Annotated in this window: 15 protein-coding genes; 6 read left to right on the top strand and 9 right to left on the bottom strand. The window is 44.3% G+C overall.

What is annotated here, in order from left to right:
• The first annotated feature begins 74 nt into the window (after positions 1-74).
• Entirely contained in the window at positions 75-1,355 is a 1,281-nt protein-coding gene (locus LU361_RS19365) for a metal-dependent hydrolase family protein (RefSeq protein ID WP_233090817.1), read from the top strand.
• 171 nt (positions 1,356-1,526) lie between these two features.
• On the opposite strand, the gene LU361_RS19360 is transcribed toward LU361_RS19365, so the two are convergent.
• Both LU361_RS19360 and LU361_RS19355 read right to left on the bottom strand, forming a co-directional pair.
• Positions 1,527-3,053 (bottom strand): phytase, encoded by a 1,527-nt coding sequence (locus tag LU361_RS19360; RefSeq protein ID WP_233090816.1) that lies wholly within the window; start codon positions 3,051-3,053, stop codon positions 1,527-1,529.
• A 120-nt stretch (positions 3,054-3,173) separates the two neighbouring features.
• Positions 3,174-5,417 carry a TonB-dependent receptor plug domain-containing protein gene (locus LU361_RS19355; protein WP_233090815.1) on the bottom strand — a complete coding sequence of 748 codons (2,244 nt, stop codon included), beginning with the start codon at positions 5,415-5,417 and terminating at the stop codon, positions 3,174-3,176.
• 298 nt (positions 5,418-5,715) lie between these two features.
• Between LU361_RS19355 and LU361_RS19350 the strand changes: the two genes are divergently transcribed.
• The gene (locus tag LU361_RS19350; RefSeq protein ID WP_233090814.1) at positions 5,716-6,645 is read left to right on the top strand and encodes a GGDEF domain-containing protein; all 930 of its coding nucleotides are present in this window, start codon (positions 5,716-5,718) and stop codon (positions 6,643-6,645) included.
• Positions 6,639-7,661, top strand: coding sequence for a helix-turn-helix transcriptional regulator (locus tag LU361_RS19345; RefSeq protein WP_233090813.1), 1,023 nt, complete (start codon positions 6,639-6,641; stop codon positions 7,659-7,661). Before LU361_RS19350 ends, LU361_RS19345 begins: the two co-directional genes overlap by 7 nt.
• Here LU361_RS19345 and LU361_RS19340 read toward each other — a convergent pair.
• Complete coding sequence (locus LU361_RS19340; protein WP_233090812.1) at positions 7,658-8,095, bottom strand: helix-turn-helix domain-containing protein; 438 nt, start codon at positions 8,093-8,095, stop codon at positions 7,658-7,660. The genes LU361_RS19345 and LU361_RS19340 overlap by 4 nt on opposite strands.
• A gap of 93 nt (positions 8,096-8,188) precedes the next feature.
• Here LU361_RS19340 and tmpT point away from each other — a divergent pair, with 93 nt between their 5' ends.
• Positions 8,189-8,833: a thiopurine S-methyltransferase gene (tmpT, locus tag LU361_RS19335; RefSeq protein WP_233090811.1), complete on the top strand. Its 645-nt coding sequence runs from the start codon at positions 8,189-8,191 to the stop codon at positions 8,831-8,833.
• Between the two features lie 128 nt (positions 8,834-8,961).
• On the opposite strand, the gene LU361_RS19330 is transcribed toward tmpT, so the two are convergent.
• Both LU361_RS19330 and LU361_RS19325 read right to left on the bottom strand, forming a co-directional pair.
• The gene (locus tag LU361_RS19330) at positions 8,962-9,615 is read right to left on the bottom strand and encodes an Abi-alpha family protein (RefSeq protein ID WP_233090810.1); all 654 of its coding nucleotides are present in this window, start codon (positions 9,613-9,615) and stop codon (positions 8,962-8,964) included.
• A 172-nt stretch (positions 9,616-9,787) separates the two neighbouring features.
• Entirely contained in the window at positions 9,788-10,192 is a 405-nt protein-coding gene (locus LU361_RS19325; protein ID WP_233090809.1) for a hypothetical protein, read from the bottom strand.
• Positions 10,193-10,438: 246 nt separating this feature from the next.
• Here LU361_RS19325 and LU361_RS19320 point away from each other — a divergent pair, with 246 nt between their 5' ends.
• On the top strand, positions 10,439-11,026 hold the full coding sequence (locus LU361_RS19320; protein ID WP_233090808.1) for an endonuclease dU: 588 nt from the start codon (positions 10,439-10,441) through the stop codon (positions 11,024-11,026).
• Positions 11,027-11,038: 12 nt separating this feature from the next.
• On the opposite strand, the gene LU361_RS19315 is transcribed toward LU361_RS19320, so the two are convergent.
• The 4 genes from LU361_RS19315 to LU361_RS19300 all read right to left on the bottom strand — a co-directional run bounded on the left by LU361_RS19315 (position 11,039) and on the right by LU361_RS19300 (position 14,667).
• Positions 11,039-11,533: a hypothetical protein gene (locus LU361_RS19315; RefSeq protein WP_233090807.1), complete on the bottom strand. Its 495-nt coding sequence runs from the start codon at positions 11,531-11,533 to the stop codon at positions 11,039-11,041.
• Positions 11,534-11,614: 81 nt separating this feature from the next.
• Complete coding sequence (locus LU361_RS19310) at positions 11,615-13,003, bottom strand: TRAP transporter large permease (protein WP_233090806.1); 1,389 nt, start codon at positions 13,001-13,003, stop codon at positions 11,615-11,617.
• A gap of 1 nt (position 13,004) precedes the next feature.
• On the bottom strand, positions 13,005-13,547 hold the full coding sequence (locus LU361_RS19305; RefSeq protein ID WP_233090805.1) for a TRAP transporter small permease subunit: 543 nt from the start codon (positions 13,545-13,547) through the stop codon (positions 13,005-13,007).
• Positions 13,548-13,617: 70 nt separating this feature from the next.
• Positions 13,618-14,667 carry a TRAP transporter substrate-binding protein gene (locus LU361_RS19300; protein WP_233090804.1) on the bottom strand — a complete coding sequence of 350 codons (1,050 nt, stop codon included), beginning with the start codon at positions 14,665-14,667 and terminating at the stop codon, positions 13,618-13,620.
• Positions 14,668-15,160: 493 nt separating this feature from the next.
• Between LU361_RS19300 and LU361_RS19295 the strand changes: the two genes are divergently transcribed.
• On the top strand, positions 15,161-18,631 hold the full coding sequence (locus LU361_RS19295; protein WP_233090803.1) for a PAS domain-containing hybrid sensor histidine kinase/response regulator: 3,471 nt from the start codon (positions 15,161-15,163) through the stop codon (positions 18,629-18,631).
• Positions 18,632-18,642: the final 11 nt, after the last annotated feature.

Here is an 18,642-nt window from a genome sequence, read left to right as displayed (position 1 = left end):
ACCTCTGAGGCAAATCCCTTCTAACTCGTTGACTGTTCAGTAATAAAAACAATCACTGAACACTCGAGGGTTTCATGACAGTTAGTATCAAGAACATTATTACCGCTTGTACTTTCACTCTGGTTTCTGGCTTTGTCAGTGCCGATAAACAACTGATTCACGCGGGACAGTTACTGGCGATTCCGGGCGAAGCGCCTCGGCTTGAGCAATCGGTTCTTATTGAAGACGATAAAATTTTGTGGATTAAAAATGGCTTTGTCGAAGTTAATGATGCCAAGTTAATTGATTTGAAAAACAGCTTTGTTATGCCGGGCTTAATGGATATGCACGTGCATCTGCAATTTGAGCTTGGCCCGGATAACGATAAAGAAGCGCTTAAGATGTCGGATGAATTAATGGCCATGCGCAGTACCCATTATGCGCTGAAAACATTACAGGCGGGCTTTACTACAGTTCGCGATCTTGGCTCTAATCCGCAGTACATGTACGCACTGCGTGATTCTATTGAGCGCGGTTGGGTAGATGGACCACGCATTATCGCAGCCGGAGGCGTTGGCATTACGGGCGGCCATACGGATGTTAGCGGAATGCGCCACGATTTGATGGAGTATTACACCACCAAACAAATTTGCGATGGCCCCTACGATTGTCGCCGTGCGGCAAGGCAAGCGATTAAATACGGTGGTGATTTAATCAAGATTGCTTCTACTGGCGGCGTACTGACTGATCGCGCCACGGGTACCGGTCAGCAAATGACCAATGACGAATTAATCGAAGTGGTTTCTGCCGCGAAATCGATGGGTAAAAAAGTGGCTGCACACGCTCACCAAGAAGATGGCATTGTTGCGGCTTTGGAAGCGGGTGTTGCCAGTATTGAACACGGCTCCTACGCCGGACCGAAAGCGGTCAAGCTTTTCAAAAAAACCGGCGCCTATCTCGTTCCTACATTGCTTGCCGGAGAAACCGTCAAACGCTTAGCAATGGAATCTAACTTTATGAGCCCAGAAATTAAAGCGAAAGCCATTCGCGTTGGCGGTGATATGCAATCGAATTTTGCTAAGGCATCCAAAGCCGGTGTTAAGGTGGCTTTTGGCACTGACAGCGGCGTATCCCAGCATGGCATTAATGCGCAGGAAGCGGTACTTATGCATCAAGCGGGCATGAGTGAAATGGATATTTTAGTCAGTGCAACCGTTAACGCAGCGGATTTAATTGATCGCTCAAAAACCCTGGGCACGATTGAATCAGGCAAGCACGCGGATATTATTGCTATGGATAATTCGCCACTGGAAAATATTGAAGAATTACTGGATGTGGACTTTGTAATGAAGGGCGGAACGATTTATAAATATTAAAAAATAGAAAGCATGAAATAAAAATCATTCTTATTAACGTAAAAATACGTCATAAAAATACAGACCTGAATCGTCCCTGACTGAGGTCTGTTGCGGATTAAAACCATTGCTGAGGTCTGTGCACTTTTCGTTTACAGGCCTCAAGTAAACCGACATTTATTTGAGCTGTCATTATTTTTTATTTATCAACACTGACACATCGCGCCAATCGATAATTTTAAAGTTCTGATTTTGTTTAGGCGCTAAATTTCTACCATCTTGCACCACTAAAATACCTTCCGGAAATCCAGGTAACGCGGCATTAGAAACCGCTAAGCCGTCGGTTTCAGAAACACCATCAATATTTATTTCAAAATTGGGTTTAATGTTAAACGTGGTTAATTCTGTCCAAGGCTCAAGTTGATAAACCACGTAGCTATCACTGCCCTGGCTAGAAACAACCAGAAATTTATTGTTCTCAGACCGATAGATATCCATACCTTCAACGTCAGCAACAAGGCTAGCACCTACGGGCTCTATCAAATCTTTTTGATAATTGTTGAGATCAATTTTCCAAATACCTTTATTTTCTTCACCAACATAAAGTGCGTTGGTTTCAGAGTCGATCACACAACCTTCCGTTTGTGAGCTAAACTCAAATCGCTGCATTAGCTGGGCTTTTTTTGCGAAGCCTTCTAAAAAACTATCAGAGCGAATCAGCCAATAGTCGAGCTTAGAATCGGAATCACCAACAACAATCTGGACGCCTTGGGGATTTTTATTCATACATAATCCGTAAGGATCGGCCAAAGAAAGTGGAATTTTATCGATAAAACGAAGTTCGTTGTGATTCGGCTTTGCCCAAAATAAGTCGATTGTTTTTTCCGTACGATTGCTTGCGGCAACTAAAAACTCGTCGTTAGTTATGCGAACAACATCAACATTATTCAATCGGCCGCGATTAATAAAGTGAATTTTCTCACCATGAATATTGTATACCGCCAAACCGCGTTTTTTATTGGTGCCTAAAATCCATGTTTGCTGATCCGTTACGATAATAGCAGGATCATCCGCTGCGTCACCACGGTTATTTACGGGGTCAGTTTCAACACTTGCAGTAACAGAAGCATTTAATCCCGTGGAATCCGTTTTAAAATGACTTTTGTGTGGCTTTAGAACGATGTCTTTTTCGATTTCTCGATCAATTGAAAGTTTTCCTAAAAATGGATCGAAAAATACCAAGTGATGATTGGTTAAATAACAGCTTTGTATTTCTGGATTCGTGGGTATTTTACGAATCAGTGTGATCTCTGAAGATTCTTTTTGTAACCAATAGTGAAAAAAGAATTCATCACCATCGTGGGCGTATAGATCGTAGATGTCGTCATTTAACGGCGCCATACACAATACATCAATATCATGAAAAATACTTTGTGAACGCACCGGTTTATTTTTGACAAGATCGTTAAAGGAAGAAAATTTCAATGAATTATCGTTGTCTTCATTCCAAGCAATCAAATCGTCATCAAATGCTATCGCTTCAATGTCATTGTCAGCTGTGTAAATAACTTGTTGGTTTTCTGCGATAACAATTTGGTTATTGTCGTTCACAAGCGCTTTATTATTCACTTGCTCTGTATGGGATTCCGGCTCAAATGTTTGACATGCCGTTACAGACATTACAGCTGAGACTAAAATGAATAGTGTGTATTTGCCCATCTAACTTCCTAATAAAAATTGCAGATGACCGAAAGTAATAGCTTGGCTGGTCATCTGCACAAAACGGTAAAGAATTGCATCTATGAATTTAAAGATCTGATGGTTTTAAAGATCCTTTAATTAAAAGCGACCGCGCAACGTCAATACAATTGACGGCTCGGAAGTTTCAACTTCGTTTTCAACCGTATCGGCAGTGCCTGCTCTCAATGCCTCTACACCGTCAAATTCGCGAATCAATTCTTCTTTTTCTGCATCCAGTAAGTTTTGCCCAGACAAACGAATAACGTAGTTGTCATTGGCAAAACGTTTTTCAATGAACAGCTCTAGATTACCATCGTAGGAAATTCGGTTAATTTCTTCGCCTTCAAACTCTTCGGCGTCGCCCTGCTCTTGATAAGTCAAGCCATAGCTCATATCGAATGAATGCAATTCGTGCTCGAAACCAATGTTAAACACGTAATCGGCTTGACCACTGAATTGACGATCCAAGCCTTCAAAGAAAGGATCTTCGACCTCGGAATCCAAATAGGTGTAATTAATATTCCACTGTAAATTCGGCAAACCGATGAACGTTGCCGGAGCACTGACATCGAACTCAACACCGTAAATTTTTCCGTCGTTGTCGTTATTAATCGGCATTCTTAAATCGAACTCTTCACCGTCAACAACAATGTCGGTTTGGCTGAATTCAATTAAATCACTGACGCGACGATAAAAAGCATTCACACCAATAACAGTATGATCTTGAATAAAATGCTCGTAGCCGACATCTACCCCCCAAGAAACTTCAGGATCAAGACCGGTATCGCCTTGGAATATTTCATCTTCCACCGTCAATGCTACTGGGTTTAATTGATCGAATTCAGGACGACGTACGGTTTTTGCCAAGCTCAGTCTGAATTGATCGTCGTCGGTTAAATGCCAACGCACGTGCACGCTTGGATTTAACTGTAAATCGCTTTCGTTGCTGTTGGTTTGCTCACTAGAAAAATCAGAACCGCTAATGTCTAAATCGGTGTATTCCAAACGCAGTCCAGTTTCAATTTCTACGGCGTCGGTCAAATCCCATTTTGCCAGTGCAAAGGCGTCGAAGCTGTCTTGCTCGGCAGAGAAATCAGCAAAATCATCACTTTCGTCATCCACTTCACCTTCGTCGTCGAAGACCACCAAACTAAAATCGCGCTCTTGGCGTTCAACCTCAATACCAAAACGCGTTTCAAAGGCATCGTGATCAACGGTGGATTTCACACCAACACGCCATTGGCTGTCGTCGATATCGGTAATTTCGATGTCGTCAATTTCTAGCGCTTCGCCGAAATCCGCTTCGGTATTGGTTTCGGTTTTATCTTCTTCAAACTCGTGGTAACTCAGATAAAAGTCACTGGTGATGACATCACCTTGGCGTAAATAATTGCTGGAAATAGCGAAATTTTTCTGCTCAATATCTTCTAATTGCGCCTCAACGGCTTGCTCGGACAATTCGAACTCAGAGTTTTCATCGTCGCGCTCAAACACGTTAACGCGTGTACGTTCAGTTTCTTCACGGTCGGTATCGATGTAATAAAAATTAAGGTTAGTCTTGTCGCCGTTATTTAAGGTGTAGCTGAAATCACTGTTAAACGATAAATCGGTACTGTCTCGAACATCGTCTTCCACTTGATCTTCACGCTCGTTGTCTTCCAGTGTGCGTTCCGTTTTTAACTTGGGGTTATAACGCTCTTGGGCATTGATGGAAAAGCCGTAATCCAACTGACCGGAAGATCCAGACACGCCCACAAAACCACTGCCGCGAGTCTGACCGGTATCAACAGCACCTAAGCGCCAAAATCCACCTTGATAGGCAGCGCCGTCTTTCAAGACAATATTAATCGTTCCACCAACACCTTCACTGCTGATGTCACTGCTGGGACTTCGAATGACTTCAATATTTTCAATGATTTCTGCGGGAATACGATCAACCGCGATAGCGCCGTCGTTTGCAGAACCGGGAATGGCCCGACCGTTAATCAATACCTGAGTGTAGCGAGAATCCAGGCCGCGCAAACGCGGTAAATCGTATTCGCCGACATCACTGTTAAAAGTAATACCAGGAACACGCTTTAATAAATCGCCCACCGAAATAGGTTCAAATCGTTGGAAGTATGCCGCGTCGTAAATCAGTTTTGGCGATGTGTCATCAACATGGTTGCGAACCACAACACGGTCGGCCAAGACATAAACGGTTTCGATATTCTCGTCATTACTGATTTTTTCATCGTTATGGTTTTGCGGCACTTGCTGTGCGTTTACCGATAACGTTGTTGACGCCAAACCCACGGCTAACGCCAATGGCTTAACAACCAGTGATAGATTTTTGTGAAGCATTGCTACAGTCCCCAATCATTGTGATACGCACTGACGGCGTTCTTTAGAGCGAAAATTAGAGACCGTAGATGACAATTAGATTTCTGTTTTTTTACCACTGTGCGTTAGCGTCGGTATTTTCGGCAGATTTATTCTTGAATGAGCCGATATGACCTTTTTCTAACACAAATTGCGTTTACCATCGCTTGTCATTAACCGTGTAAATTCTTGATGACTGCGTAACTTATTCAGTCTGACAAATTAATTTTGACGATAATAAAAATTCAATATTGGATTTATCAATTGGGTAACAAAACGAATGAGCTTAGTTGACCTGTTTCGAATAAATACCTCGAAACCGTCGTTAATCACACACAATACCTTAACCTCCAGTTATGTTCTGTTGGGGCTGGCTTATGTACTGTGCGCGGCAAAAGCGCTTTATCACGGCGCGCCTAAATCCTTAGCAGAGATTGATTGGATTGATGTGTTCGGGGAAGGTGGAACTTGGATCATCAGTTTAGTTTGGTTTCATTTCGCCGTCGCTTGGCGCCCACCAGGGCCGGTAACGCGCTGGTTAATGACCGGCTTTGCCGTACTCAGTTTCGGTTTCTTTTTAGACGCATTAGACGAAGTACTGCGCTTTGATGAAACTCTGCTCGGCCATTCATTAGAGTCGATATTTATTCCAGCGGGCATTACGATTTTAACCTTCGCGGCTATTTCGCTGCATCAAGAGCAACAAATTCTCAATCGCCAACAATTGCGGCGTGAAGCTAATTTTCGCGATCATCAAGCCATTGACTCTATTACCGATTTATACAACGCGGACTATTGCCGCCAAGCCATTCATTCCGCCATAGAGTCCAACACACAATTGGATTTGTGGATGATTGATTTGGAACGCTTCGATAAAATTAATCAACACTACAGTTTTTCAACCGGTGATACGGTGTTAAATCGCGTTGCCAACGTGCTGGTTGCAACCGCACCGAGTGGAGCCTTGGTGTGCCGTTACGGAGGTGATCGGTTTATTTTGCTGCAACCGGCAACCGACTTAACCGAAAATATCGACGAAACCTTAAGCCAATTATTAACACACGCGACCTCGTTTGCGCTCAGCAATTTAGCCATTAAAAATATTGATTGTCGGGTTCGAGTTGCCAAGGTTTCCGTTAATAAATTCAACACCGCCGAGGCCGTTCTGGCACAAGCTAACGCGGTGATCATCGAGAAAAAACAATGCTAAACACCATTACCCTACTCGATGAAAAACTGATACCCGCCTGGCAACAGCCCGTGAGCGTATTGGATTTATTGGCCGCACGACAGTTAAATTTAGAAACCGCGCTTTTGGGCAGTTCGCTATTTTTAAGCGACGCACCTTTTACCGGCCATAAAATAAACCCCATTCAGTTCCAACAACTGTTACAAAGCGCACAAAAGCTTTGGCGTGATCAGGATTTTTATTTTCAGTTAGGTCATCGATTATTAGCCAATGGTATTGGTCCGCTCAAAGATGCGTTGTACCACGTTCATTCGTTAGCACAGTGGACCGATCTTGTGGGTGAGTTTGCACTATTGTTGTCTCCCACCATTTATTGTCGTGATTACACCATTAACGCACACGAACGATTTCTTTTATTTTCGAGTAATATCGGTTTGCCGCTTAATTCCTTGCAGCACAGAACACTGCTGGTGCTCATTAGCCAACTGATTAAACGCTCGGAGAAAAATTGGCGCGTTGAGTTTTATTTATCGGAAAACACACCCAGTGATGTCGATCAGTTTTACGTTCACGTTGCCGGTAAATGTTATTTTTCGTCGCCGTTTAACGGCGTACGTATTCGACAAACGCAAAATAATAACGATGATCATCACATGGATATCAGCACCCAAGTGGCGATTAATCAATGTCGGGATACTCTCGGTGAGAAACGCTATCTATTGCCTTATGTCGCCGAGCTTCTGTGGTCAAACCACCAATTAACACTCAACGATACCGCCGAACACATCGACACCAGTCCGGCAACGTTAAAGCGCAAGCTCGCTTCGCATCGGGTATCGTTTCAAGCGCTGTCAGACCAAATGAAGGCCGAGCGTGCGGTCATTGAATTGTTGTTGAAAGGAACGTCTCTGGAGCAAATCAGCACCAGCTTGTGCTTTCACGACAGCAGTAATTTTCGCCGCGCCTTCAAGCGTTGGACCGGCATGACGCCAAGCTCGCTCAAGTCCGCTTATCGTGGCATTTTTGAACCCTCTTAACGTTCTGGCGCCATCGTTTGAGGTTGATGATTCAGCTTAACCGAGAGCTTAATTCGATTCTTCGCGGCGATGCCCAACAAGCGATTAAAAGTCGGGCATTCAAAATGATTGGGTGCGTTGCAAGCGGCAGCGTGTCGTAATCCGTCACGCATGGCGACTAACTCATTGATTTTACTGTCTAATTCCTCCGCCTTTGCCAACAGTTTATCCCGATTCAGCTCGTTGCGGTTTTCGATGAACATCTCAACCAGCTCATCCAGGCTGAATCCGGCGTTCTGCCCCAGGGCAATCAGCGCCAATTGATCGATAACCTTTTCGCTGAATTGCCGCCGAATACCACGCCTTCCGGTAGACTTTATCAGCCCTTTTTCTTCGTAAAACCGCAGTGTTGAAGCTTTTACCCCCGACACCTTCGCTACTTCTGAAATATCCATCTCGCCTCACTTCAAATACTTGACTTAAAGTTAACTTGAAGTTTTATGCTAGAAGACATTCATTCAACGATCAAGCACGAACAGGAATTGACGATGGAATTTAGCTTTTGGAACAACAAGTGGGAAAACATGGATATCGGCTTTCATGAACCGCAAGCCAATTACTTTTTGCAGTCGCATCTCGCCGATTTTAACTTGCCGGAACACGCCAGAATATTTTTACCCTTGTGCGGCAAAACACGCGACATCGCTTGGTTATTGCGCGCAGGCTTTCGGGTGGTGGGAATTGAGTTGATCGAAAAAGCGGTACAACAACTTTTTGAAGAACTCGGCGTTACTCCAACAATTACCTCGATGGATAATTTAACCCAATACCAAGCAGACAATATCGAGATTTACGTTGGCGATTTATTTAACCTAATGCCAGAAATTCTCGGCCCCATCGATTTGGTTTACGATCGCGCGGCCATCGTCGCTCTTCCGAAAGACACACGCACGCAATACACTCAGTTGATTCCGCATTTAGCGCTGGGTGCACCGCAATTAGTGGTGACCTTTGAATACAATCAAGCGCATTTACAGGGCCCACCGTTTGCGGTTGATAACCAAGAGCTAACGCGTTGTTATGAAACCACTTACTCAATAAAAAAACTAGCCAGTCGACCAGCAGAAGACCTTAAGCAACGACGTAAAGTTGACGGTATGGAAACCGCCTGGATGTTAACGGCTATTTCGTAAAAAATAATTTTGGTTTTTATGCGTGCGGCATTAAAAACTACCGTAAGAATTGACGCCTGTTTGTCGATGAATTACGACAAACAGGCGCTATTATTTTAATCCGTTATATTTGTTATGTAGATAAGAAACTACATTTCTTGGAAATTGTATTTCTTTTTATTGGCGTCAAATTCGATAGAACTGATCGATCGCATTAATTCTTTACCCACCACCGTGCAATGCCAATTGCCCGAAACACTTTCAATCAAACCCAATTGTTGCAAGTGAATATGATAAAAGGTTTTATCATCTGAATTAACACGAAGCACATAAGCCGATTTCATCGATAACAATAACGCTTTCGCAAACTGGGACTCACCGGAAAACAGTTTTGCCAATAACATGATATCGGGTGGCGTGAGTTGGCCAAATAAGGTTGCAATTTCTGGATGAACACTGCCATCGCTGAATTCTCGTGACACTAAATTCGACCAAAGCCCTCGAATAATTTCATCGCTTTGATCGTCGGTGTGCTCAAATACGATATAAATAACTTTAGGTTTAACAATAACGTTGTCGTAGCTTTTCGGTTGAAAACGAGTAATTTTATTTTTGGCTTCGCGTAGGGTAATTTCGGCGTAGATTTTTTGCGTAGGATTTAATAGGTCAAATTTGTGTTGGATTAATCGAGCAATTCCCTCAGAGACAGCCGTGTGTGGATAAATGATATTTTGAATAATTGAATTGTTAAATTTATCGGCTTGCTGATTTGCCACTCTCGAAATAAAGGAATTATCTTTCATGAATCTTTCAACTATCCATCAACTTTAGTTTATTTACAACGCTAAGACCCAACCGTCTTAAGCCACTCAGTTTACCCCAGCAACAACTTTGTTCACACCAGCTGAGCCAACTTTACCAGCGCTTTTAAACAACCTTCCAAGATAGAGTGAAAAACCACAAAACGAAATCTCATCAAGGTTTCCCTTTTTCTAGGGCAAACTCTTCCGGCAAACACGCCTTTGACCAAATCTCTGGCATTTTACTGATCAACAATTCGGTTTCCGCGCGATACTGAGTTTCATCCAAAAGCTTATCTTTAGCAATGGCATGGGCTTCTCGGTACTTGAGCGCTTTATTGGCTCGCCAAGTACGATAGGTCTCTTTGGCAATTTTGCGCATGATTGGAGAAAACTGGGCGTACATCTCTTTGCCTAAACACAGGCACAGCTTTTCATCAGCGGTGGGTTCACACTGGCGGACAAAGTCGTCTAAAAACAAACCTCGGGCACTGGTGATTTTGGTGGTAGAATGAGCAGTTATTACAGATAGCGATAAAACGGCAATGAGAAAAATAATCACTAGCTTTGAATAGGTCACAAATTTCACCTCGCGTAATTACGTGGAATCCATTGTTTTCCTTAATTGTATTTTAAAACCGCATGGGCTTTTTTTCACAGAAAATCAGCATGACATCATTTTATTATTTTATGGATCACCGCTTGCTTATGTAGAGGGTTCGTTTTAGCTCAAATATCAGTAAAGGCTTATTAAGGTGTGAATAATTAACCTCGCCTTTATGTTATCGTCCTACTTCAATATAACTAAAGTTTAATAATTCTTACCATGAAATCTATCGATGAAGCATTAAGACTCAACAAACAATTGCGAGTTATCGGTTTTGACGACGCGCCGTTTCAGCACAAACGCGGATCAGACGTGAATATCTCTGGCATTGTGTGTTCTGGTACGCGCTTTGAAGGCATGCTTTGGGGGCAAATTGAAAAAGACGGTCATAATGCGACGGATGTCATCGCACACCTTCTAACCGAGAGTAAATTTTTTAATCAAGTTCACGCTGTACTCACCGATGGCATTGCCGTTGGCGGTTTTAATGTCATCGATTTAGACGCTCTCGCCCAAGCAGTAAACAAACCGTGTATTGCAGTTATGCGCAAACCGCCCAATCTTAAGGCCATTAAGAACGCTTTGGAGAATTTTGCTGACGCTGAAAATCGCTGGCAGACCATTTTAAACGCTGGAGAGATCTATCAGCACTCGGCGTTTTATTATCAGGTGAAGGGTTGTGATTCTGTGCAAGCTGGAAAAATTTTAGAACGTGTCACCGATACAGGCAATGTACCAGAGGCGCTAAGACTTGCGCACTTGATCGGTTCCGCGGTGATGACGGGACAGAGCAGCAACAGCGCTTAAACTAGGGCCTGTTCACACTAATTTATTTTTGAGTAAGAATAAATTCACGCGCTCTACCACATCGTAGGGTTTGTTCGTGCTCGCGTTTTCGTCTTCGAAGTCTTGTTGAACAGTAAATGCAATGTCTTCCAACGGTGAATCACGATAACCGTAGGTTTGCACACCTCGAATGTATTCACTAATAAATGTTTCGGCGCCTAATAGTTTCCACTGTGCTACGTGTACGAGTTCATGAACGTGAGTAGAAAGCGGAATATCGGGATGAACAAAGTAGGTATTTTTGTAGGTAACACCGCGAACATCCATCGCTAAGTATTCCTCTGCACCGGGAATATTGGTAATGAACGTTGGTTTTGGAATGGCGGTGGTTTCTACGAAAAATGCGCTGGCGAGAAATTCTTCATCGTAAAATTGGTGAACACGCTTAGGAAGAGACAAGCAACACTGTTGCTTGTCTCTGTTGGCCTCTAGGGTGGCATCAATCCATTGATTGATCGTTTCGATCATTTGCTTCATTAAAATATAATTTTTTGAATTAAATTACCTACTTTGACCAGCAACCACCGGTGAAGTTTTCTGCGCTCTGCGCTACTGGCCGTAAACCACAGCCGGGAACCAATTGACCAGTGCTGGGAAGGCAATAAGCAGTGCTAACGCCGTCAGTTGCAGTAGGATAAACGGCATAACCCCTTTATAAATAGTTCCTAAAGTAACGCCTGGCGGGCACACACCTTTAAGATAAAAGAGTGAAAAGCCAACCGGCGGTGTTAAGAACGATGTCTGTAATGTTAATGCAACCAGCATTACAAACCAAACCATGGTTGGATTATCCAACACACCGTAGCCGTTAATGGCAATTTCCAACGCACTAATAACCGGTGCCACCAACGGTAAAATAATGAGGGTTATTTCAATCCAATCCAAGATAAAGCCTAACAGGAAGACAATAAACAGAATGAATAAAATAATTCCGTAGGGACCAAACGGTAGTGAAGTCAGTAATGATTCGATGTATTCATCACCGCCCAATTCGCGCAGGACAAGTGCAAACATGGTCGCGCCAATAAAAATCGCAAAAATGTAACCACTTACATTTAATGTATCGCGTAAACATTCTTGAATAACTTTAATGCTCAAGCGTCCGTTTTGCCAAGCTAACGCCATTGCCGCGGCTGCACCTACGGCGGAGGCTTCGGTGGGCGTTGCAATGCCGGCGAAAATACTGCCGAGTACCGCCAATATCATAGCCAGTGTTGGCGTTACGGCTTTTACCACGTTCCAACAAACCGTGCGGGTGACGGGTTTAACGTCTTTAGCCAGCGGCATGGAATCGGGCTTGATAATTCCCCACCCCAAAATATAAACAATATAAAGCACACCAAGAATTAAACCTGGGAACACCGCCCCCATAAATAAATCACCCACCGACAACGCCAGTTGGTCGGCCATAATAACCAACATAATGCTCGGCGGAATTAATATGCCCAAGGTTCCAGAACTGGCTACGGTACCGACGGTGACGGTTTTACTGTAACCCTGATTGAGCATGGCCGGTAATGACATAACGCCCAGTAGCACAACGGATGCGCCAACAATTCCCGTGGAAGCCGCGAGAATAATTCCGATCAGAACCACGGTAATGGCCAAACCACCACGCACGTTGCCAAATAATTCCTGGAAGGATTTCATCAGTTTTTCAGCAACACCGGATTTATCCAGCAAGTTACCCATAAAAATAAACATGGGCAGCGCAACGAGAATCCAGTTGTCCATGATTTTATAGGTCCGGTCTACCACCAAACCCACAGACACAAAATCAATACCGGTGATGGTATCGAGGTGAATATCCGATTGGTAGGCAATAAACGCGAATAAAATGCCAACACCGGCAAGTACCCAAGCGACGGGTAATCCTGTAAACAGTAATAATATAAACGTGACAAACATGGCCACGATGAGAATTTCATTGATTTCCATGTCACGCGTCCTTCTTAAATTGGCGAACCAATAACACACACTCGCGCGCTATTCGATTCAATACTGCAATCATCAATAATCCCATCGTCAAAGGAATTAAACTCTTAATTAACCATCGCCACGGCAATCCCGCAGGCGCTAAGGAACGCTCGCCGATGCGCCACGATTGATAGACAAAATCCAACCCGTGATAAAACACCACCCAGAGAAACGGCATTAATAAAACTGACAAGCCAATAATTTCAATGATATGTCTGGCAGTAGCGCTGAAACGCATTCTTAAAATATCCACGCGCACGTGGGTATCTCTGGCTTGAGCGTAAACCACACCGATAAAAACGCCGATGGCGTACAAATGCCATTGAAGCTCTTCAAGAATAATCAGCCCAGCACTGAATCCTCGTCGCAATGTGACTTGCGCTAAAATCACAATCATTAATAAGAGAAATATCCAAGCAACCGATTGGCAAACCCGAATAATGATTCGATCGATGAGATCAGCAAACGGCACCGGTTCATTGGCACCGGAAGAGGACTGATTCATGAGACACCTTTTATAAAACTGTACAAGATAGAAAGGCGTCCGAAGACGCCTTTAATGGATTTACTCAATGTTAGTCACGCGGCACAAAGGCGCGAGTGGACCACAATTTATAATTTTCTCGGAAGGTAGAAAGGTCTTCATACACGGCGGCAAAGGTAGGATCTTTTTTCTGTTCTTCAACAACTTGATCCCAAGCGGTACGGAAGGCATCCAACATTTCTGGCGGCCATTCGTGAATCGTCACGCCACGTTGTTCGGTATTGGCTTTAATGGCTTCAAACTGAATGTATTCGGATTCTGCAACTGAGTTGGTAACCGAGGCTTTACAGGTTGTGGAAATAACCGCGCGTTGCTGATCGCTCATGCCATCCCAGGTTTTTTTGTTGATAAGCAATTCGAAGAACGTCGCTTGTTGGTGCCAACCCGGAAAATAATTGTGCTTAGCGACTTTATAAAAACCTAATTTTTCATCGATTGCCGGTTGGCTGAATTCTGTTGCGTCGATTGCGCCTTTTTCAAGTGCGCCGAAGATTTCACCTCCGGGTAACAACGACGTCGATACACCCAGCTTTTGCATTACCTCACCACCGAGGCCGTAAAAGCGAATATTCAGTCCTTTTAAATCGCCGACAGAATTAATCGGTTTTTTATACCAGCCTGAGGTTTCTGGACTGATCAATGCGCAAGGTTCAACGTGCACGTTGTAACCGGCATCGTCATACATTTTTTGATACAGCTTCAACCCGTTACCGTAATACATCCACGCCATAAATTCCGGCGCTTCCGGACCGAATGGAATGGTGGAGAAAATGGCCGCAGCTGGAATTTTACCGGACCAGTAACCGGCAATGGCGTAACCAGAGTTTACTTTACCGCTGGAAACGGCGTCTAAAATTTGCAGTGGGGCAACCAGTTTTCCAGGCTCGTACAATTTCATTTTCAGCTCGCCACCGGAAACCACGGGCAACTGATCAGCCACCCAGGAAATGGGCGTTCCCAGTGCGGGCAGCTGCGAACTAAACGCAATAGGCGTTTTTAGAAGAACCGGTTTAGCGTGCGCTGCCGCACAACACACGGCCAAAGCTGAGGTTGCCAACAGGGTTTTTAACGTTTTTTTCATAGCCTAATCCTGATTATTATTTTTGATAACTGGTTATTCGGTAAAAGATTTTTGAATCCACCAGGGCATGAAAAAACTATAAAAGACTGACTCCACCATCCAACCCTTCTTTCGTAGGGGAAAAACCAAAGACCTACCAAAGTAGGTTTGTTAATTGAGTGTAAATTTCCAACTATATCACTACTATTTTTAAGTCATTCATTACCTTGCCATCATGCCCACATAAAGCATGACCAAGAATCGATAAAAATCTAGTGAACGCTTGTGAATTTACAGTGACATAAACCCAGTGGCATAAACCAGATTCGTTTAGAAACTAACTGATAAGGTAAATACTACAGAGCTGTCTGATGAAAGACGCTGCGGTGGAATTAACCTTATTAGTATAAAAATTTTTAGAAAGTTGCCAAAATAATGCCCGTATCCCACAGTTTTTATTCAACGGCATTTCAATCACAACAGAAATGCTCTTAAGAAGAATACGATGGAATTTATGAATACAGCTTGGTTTGTCGGTGGTGTTTCACTGCTGTATATGGCGTTTTTATTTGTTATTGCCACTTGGGGCAATCGCGTCGCTCGCTCGTCTTGGCAGCCTTACGTTTACAGCATGACGCTTGCGATTTTTTGTACCACCTGGGCGTTTTACGGCACGGTACGCCAGGCCGCAACACACGGCTGGATTTTAGCGCCGACCTATTTCGGCGCCATTGTGCTAATTACCGTTGGCTGGAAAGTCTTTGACCGAATTATTTGCATTGCCAAAAAAGAAAACAGCACAACCATTTCGGATTTTATTTCGGCACGTTATGGCCACAGTCGCGGCATCGGCATGGTTGTGGCTCTGTTATGCGTATTCGGCGTTGTGCCCTACATTGCCTTGCAGCTAAAAGCGGTTTCCGGCAGTTTTCAGCTGTTAACCCAAACCACATCCACAGAGCTTAATTGGTTTGGTGATCCAACTTTTTACATCGCAGTCATTATGGCGATTTTCAGTATTTTGTTTGGCACGCGCACGGTGGATTCCAGTGAAAGCCACCAGGGAATTATACTCGCGATTGCTTTTGAATCTCTGGTTAAGCTAGTGGCTATTTTGGCCGTCGGCGGTTTTGCGGTTTACGGCATCTACAACGGATTTGGCGATGTTATCAGCCAATCATTCAACAATTCCGATATTGCACGCACGCTCACTGAATATTCCAACCCGAGCACCTATTTAACCCACGCCCTGCTCGGCGCTATAGCCATTATCGTATTGCCTCGGCACTTTCACGTTGCCGTGGTGGAATATCGCAGTGACAAAGATTTAAAAACCGCGCGCTGGATGTTTCCGCTTTATCTCTTGTTGATCAATTTATTTTTGTTACCGCTAGGGCTGATTGCGTTATTGAATCAGGATTTGCTCGGCAGTTTCAGTTTTATCACGCTGCGTATTCCGTTGGTTTTTGAGCAAGACTGGCTTGCCCTATTGGCCTTTATCGGAGGATTTTCAGCCGGTACCTCAATGGTGATTATCTCATCGATTACTTTGGCAACCATGATTTGCAACGAGCTGGTCCTGCCGCTGTTGATCAAGCTCGGCTGGCTAGATGAAAACACCAACATTAAAAATCGGGTGTTAACCATCAGGCGCATTGGCATTGTTTTGGTGTTGCTGTTCGGCTTTTTTTATTATCGATTGCTGTCGCAGTATCACAATTTATCCGACATCGGCGTGCTCTCGTTTGTCGCCGTTGCACAGTTTGCACCGGCCATGCTGTTGGGTCTTATTTGGCACGGCGCTAATCGTCGCGGCGCGTATTGGGGGATTGGCGTCGGCTTTGGCATTTGGATGTACACCCTATTTTTGCCGCTACTCACCGACTCCGGCTGGATTGATCCGCAGTTCCTCAACCACGGTTTGCTGGGAATCGAATTTCTGCGCCCCTACGCGCTGTTCGGCTTGGAAGGATTAAACCCCACCGTACACGGCACTTTTTGGAGTTTGTTGTTAAACGCACTCGCTTTGGTGATTGCCTCGCTGTATTACAAACCGGGCTTTGCCGACATCGAGCAAGCACAACGCTTTGTCGCGCCTCTAGAGCCCACTGAGCGAACCAACAAAAAGAAATACGCCATCAGTAAAGAAGACTTGCAAGCCTTGCTACAGCGGTTTCTGAGCCCGGCCAAGGTATCGGCCTTTTTTGAATCTCACAGCAATCCTATGACTGGGCGATTGATCGATAAAGGCTTGGTTGATGAAGACATGCTGAAATCCGCCGACCGCTTGCTGGGTTCGGTATTGGGTAGACGCGGCTCCGATTTATTGCTCCGTAACTTAATGGAAGGCCAAAGCTCATTCCATTACTCAAAATTAAACGCCTTAATGGACGAGGTCTCCGAAGTGGTTCTGTTTAACCGAGATTTACTCAACGCAGTCCTACACAGTCTGAACCAGGGAATTACCGTCATTGATGAAAACCAAAACCTGGTTGCCTGGAATCAAACCTTTGCCAATCTCTACCAGTTTCCGCCCAATTATTTGTACGTCGGCCAAAACGCCTCAGCGGTGGTTCGATTTATTGCGCAATCCGGCGGCTATGGCTCGGGCGATGTAGAGGCCTTGGTTGCCGCTCGATTACTGGAGGTAGAACACCACAAGCCACTGCATTATGTGCGTGAAACCTCCGACGGCCGCCACATAGAACTGAGCGGCATTCCCATCGAAGCTAACCTCTACATCACGGTGTATTCCGATATCACCGAATACAGAGAAATCGAAACACAGCTGCGATCCACAAACGAAGCACTGGAAGAACGCGTTGCCGAGCGCACGCAAAAACTGGTGCATCTCAACGAAGATCTGAAAAAAGCCAACACCAACAAAACACGCTTTCTCGCCGCTGCGGGTCACGACTTGGTACAACCGCTGAATTCTGCATCGCTGTTTTCGGCGTCGATCATCAACAAACTCAATCGTTATTCTGAAAAAGACCAACAAATCTCAGATTTATTGTTGCCGGTAGCATCGCATCTCAATCAGTCGCTGACCTCAGCGGAATCGTTGCTGAGTAAACTGTTGGAAGTTTCTAAACTGGATGCCGACATCGTCAAACCGTCTCGACGAGTGCTTTTCTTAAGTGAAATATTGGATTCGCTGGCTGGGGAATTTCAGCCATTAATGGAACAGAAAAACCTGCAACTGCGTTATGTGCAAACCAATCTGTCTGTAGATACCGATCCGATTTTACTCAAGCGAATATTGCAAAACCTACTCACCAACGCTCAGAGATACACATCTTCCGGCTCGGTTTTGCTCGGTGTTCGCCGACGCGGCGATTACGCAGACATTCAAGTGATTGATACCGGCGTTGGTATTCCTAAAGATCAACAAGCTTTGGTATTTGAGGAATTCCATCGCTTGGATTCCGGTATTGAAGCCAGCCAAACCAAAGGGCTGGGATTAGGCTTGTCGATTGTTCAGCGCCTGGGGTCGCTGCTCGAACACCCGGTAACGGTGCGCTCTGAACCCGGCAAAGGCAGTTGTTTCTCTGTATCTGTACCTGTGGCGAACAACCTGCCTATGGAATTTCCGCAACAAGCGAAATTAAGTATGGCCTCAGAATTCAGTGGTTTAATACTGTGTGTGGATAACGAACAACAGATTCTCGATGGTATGTCTAACTTACTGTGCGATTGGGGTTACCGCTTGGTGACGGCAACCGACTTAGAACAAGCTCAGAAGAATTTAAATCAAGACATTCCAACCCTAGCCATTGTCGATTATCACTTGGATAAAGGCGTAACCGGATTAGACGTTATGCATGAATTAACTCACCATTGGCAACAGTCTATTCCGTGTATTGTGGTTACTGCCGATTACACCGACGAAGTGAAACAAAAAATTAATGACCTTGGTTATTATTTATTGCGCAAACCGGTGAAACCTTTGTCACTGCGATCACTGATCAATCGGGTTGCGTAATTAGGCTAGAG

The organism is Sessilibacter corallicola, assembly GCF_021290925.1.
Lineage (GTDB): Bacteria > Pseudomonadota > Gammaproteobacteria > Pseudomonadales > Cellvibrionaceae > Sessilibacter > Sessilibacter corallicola.
This window is presented reverse-complemented; position numbering and strand designations above follow the sequence as displayed.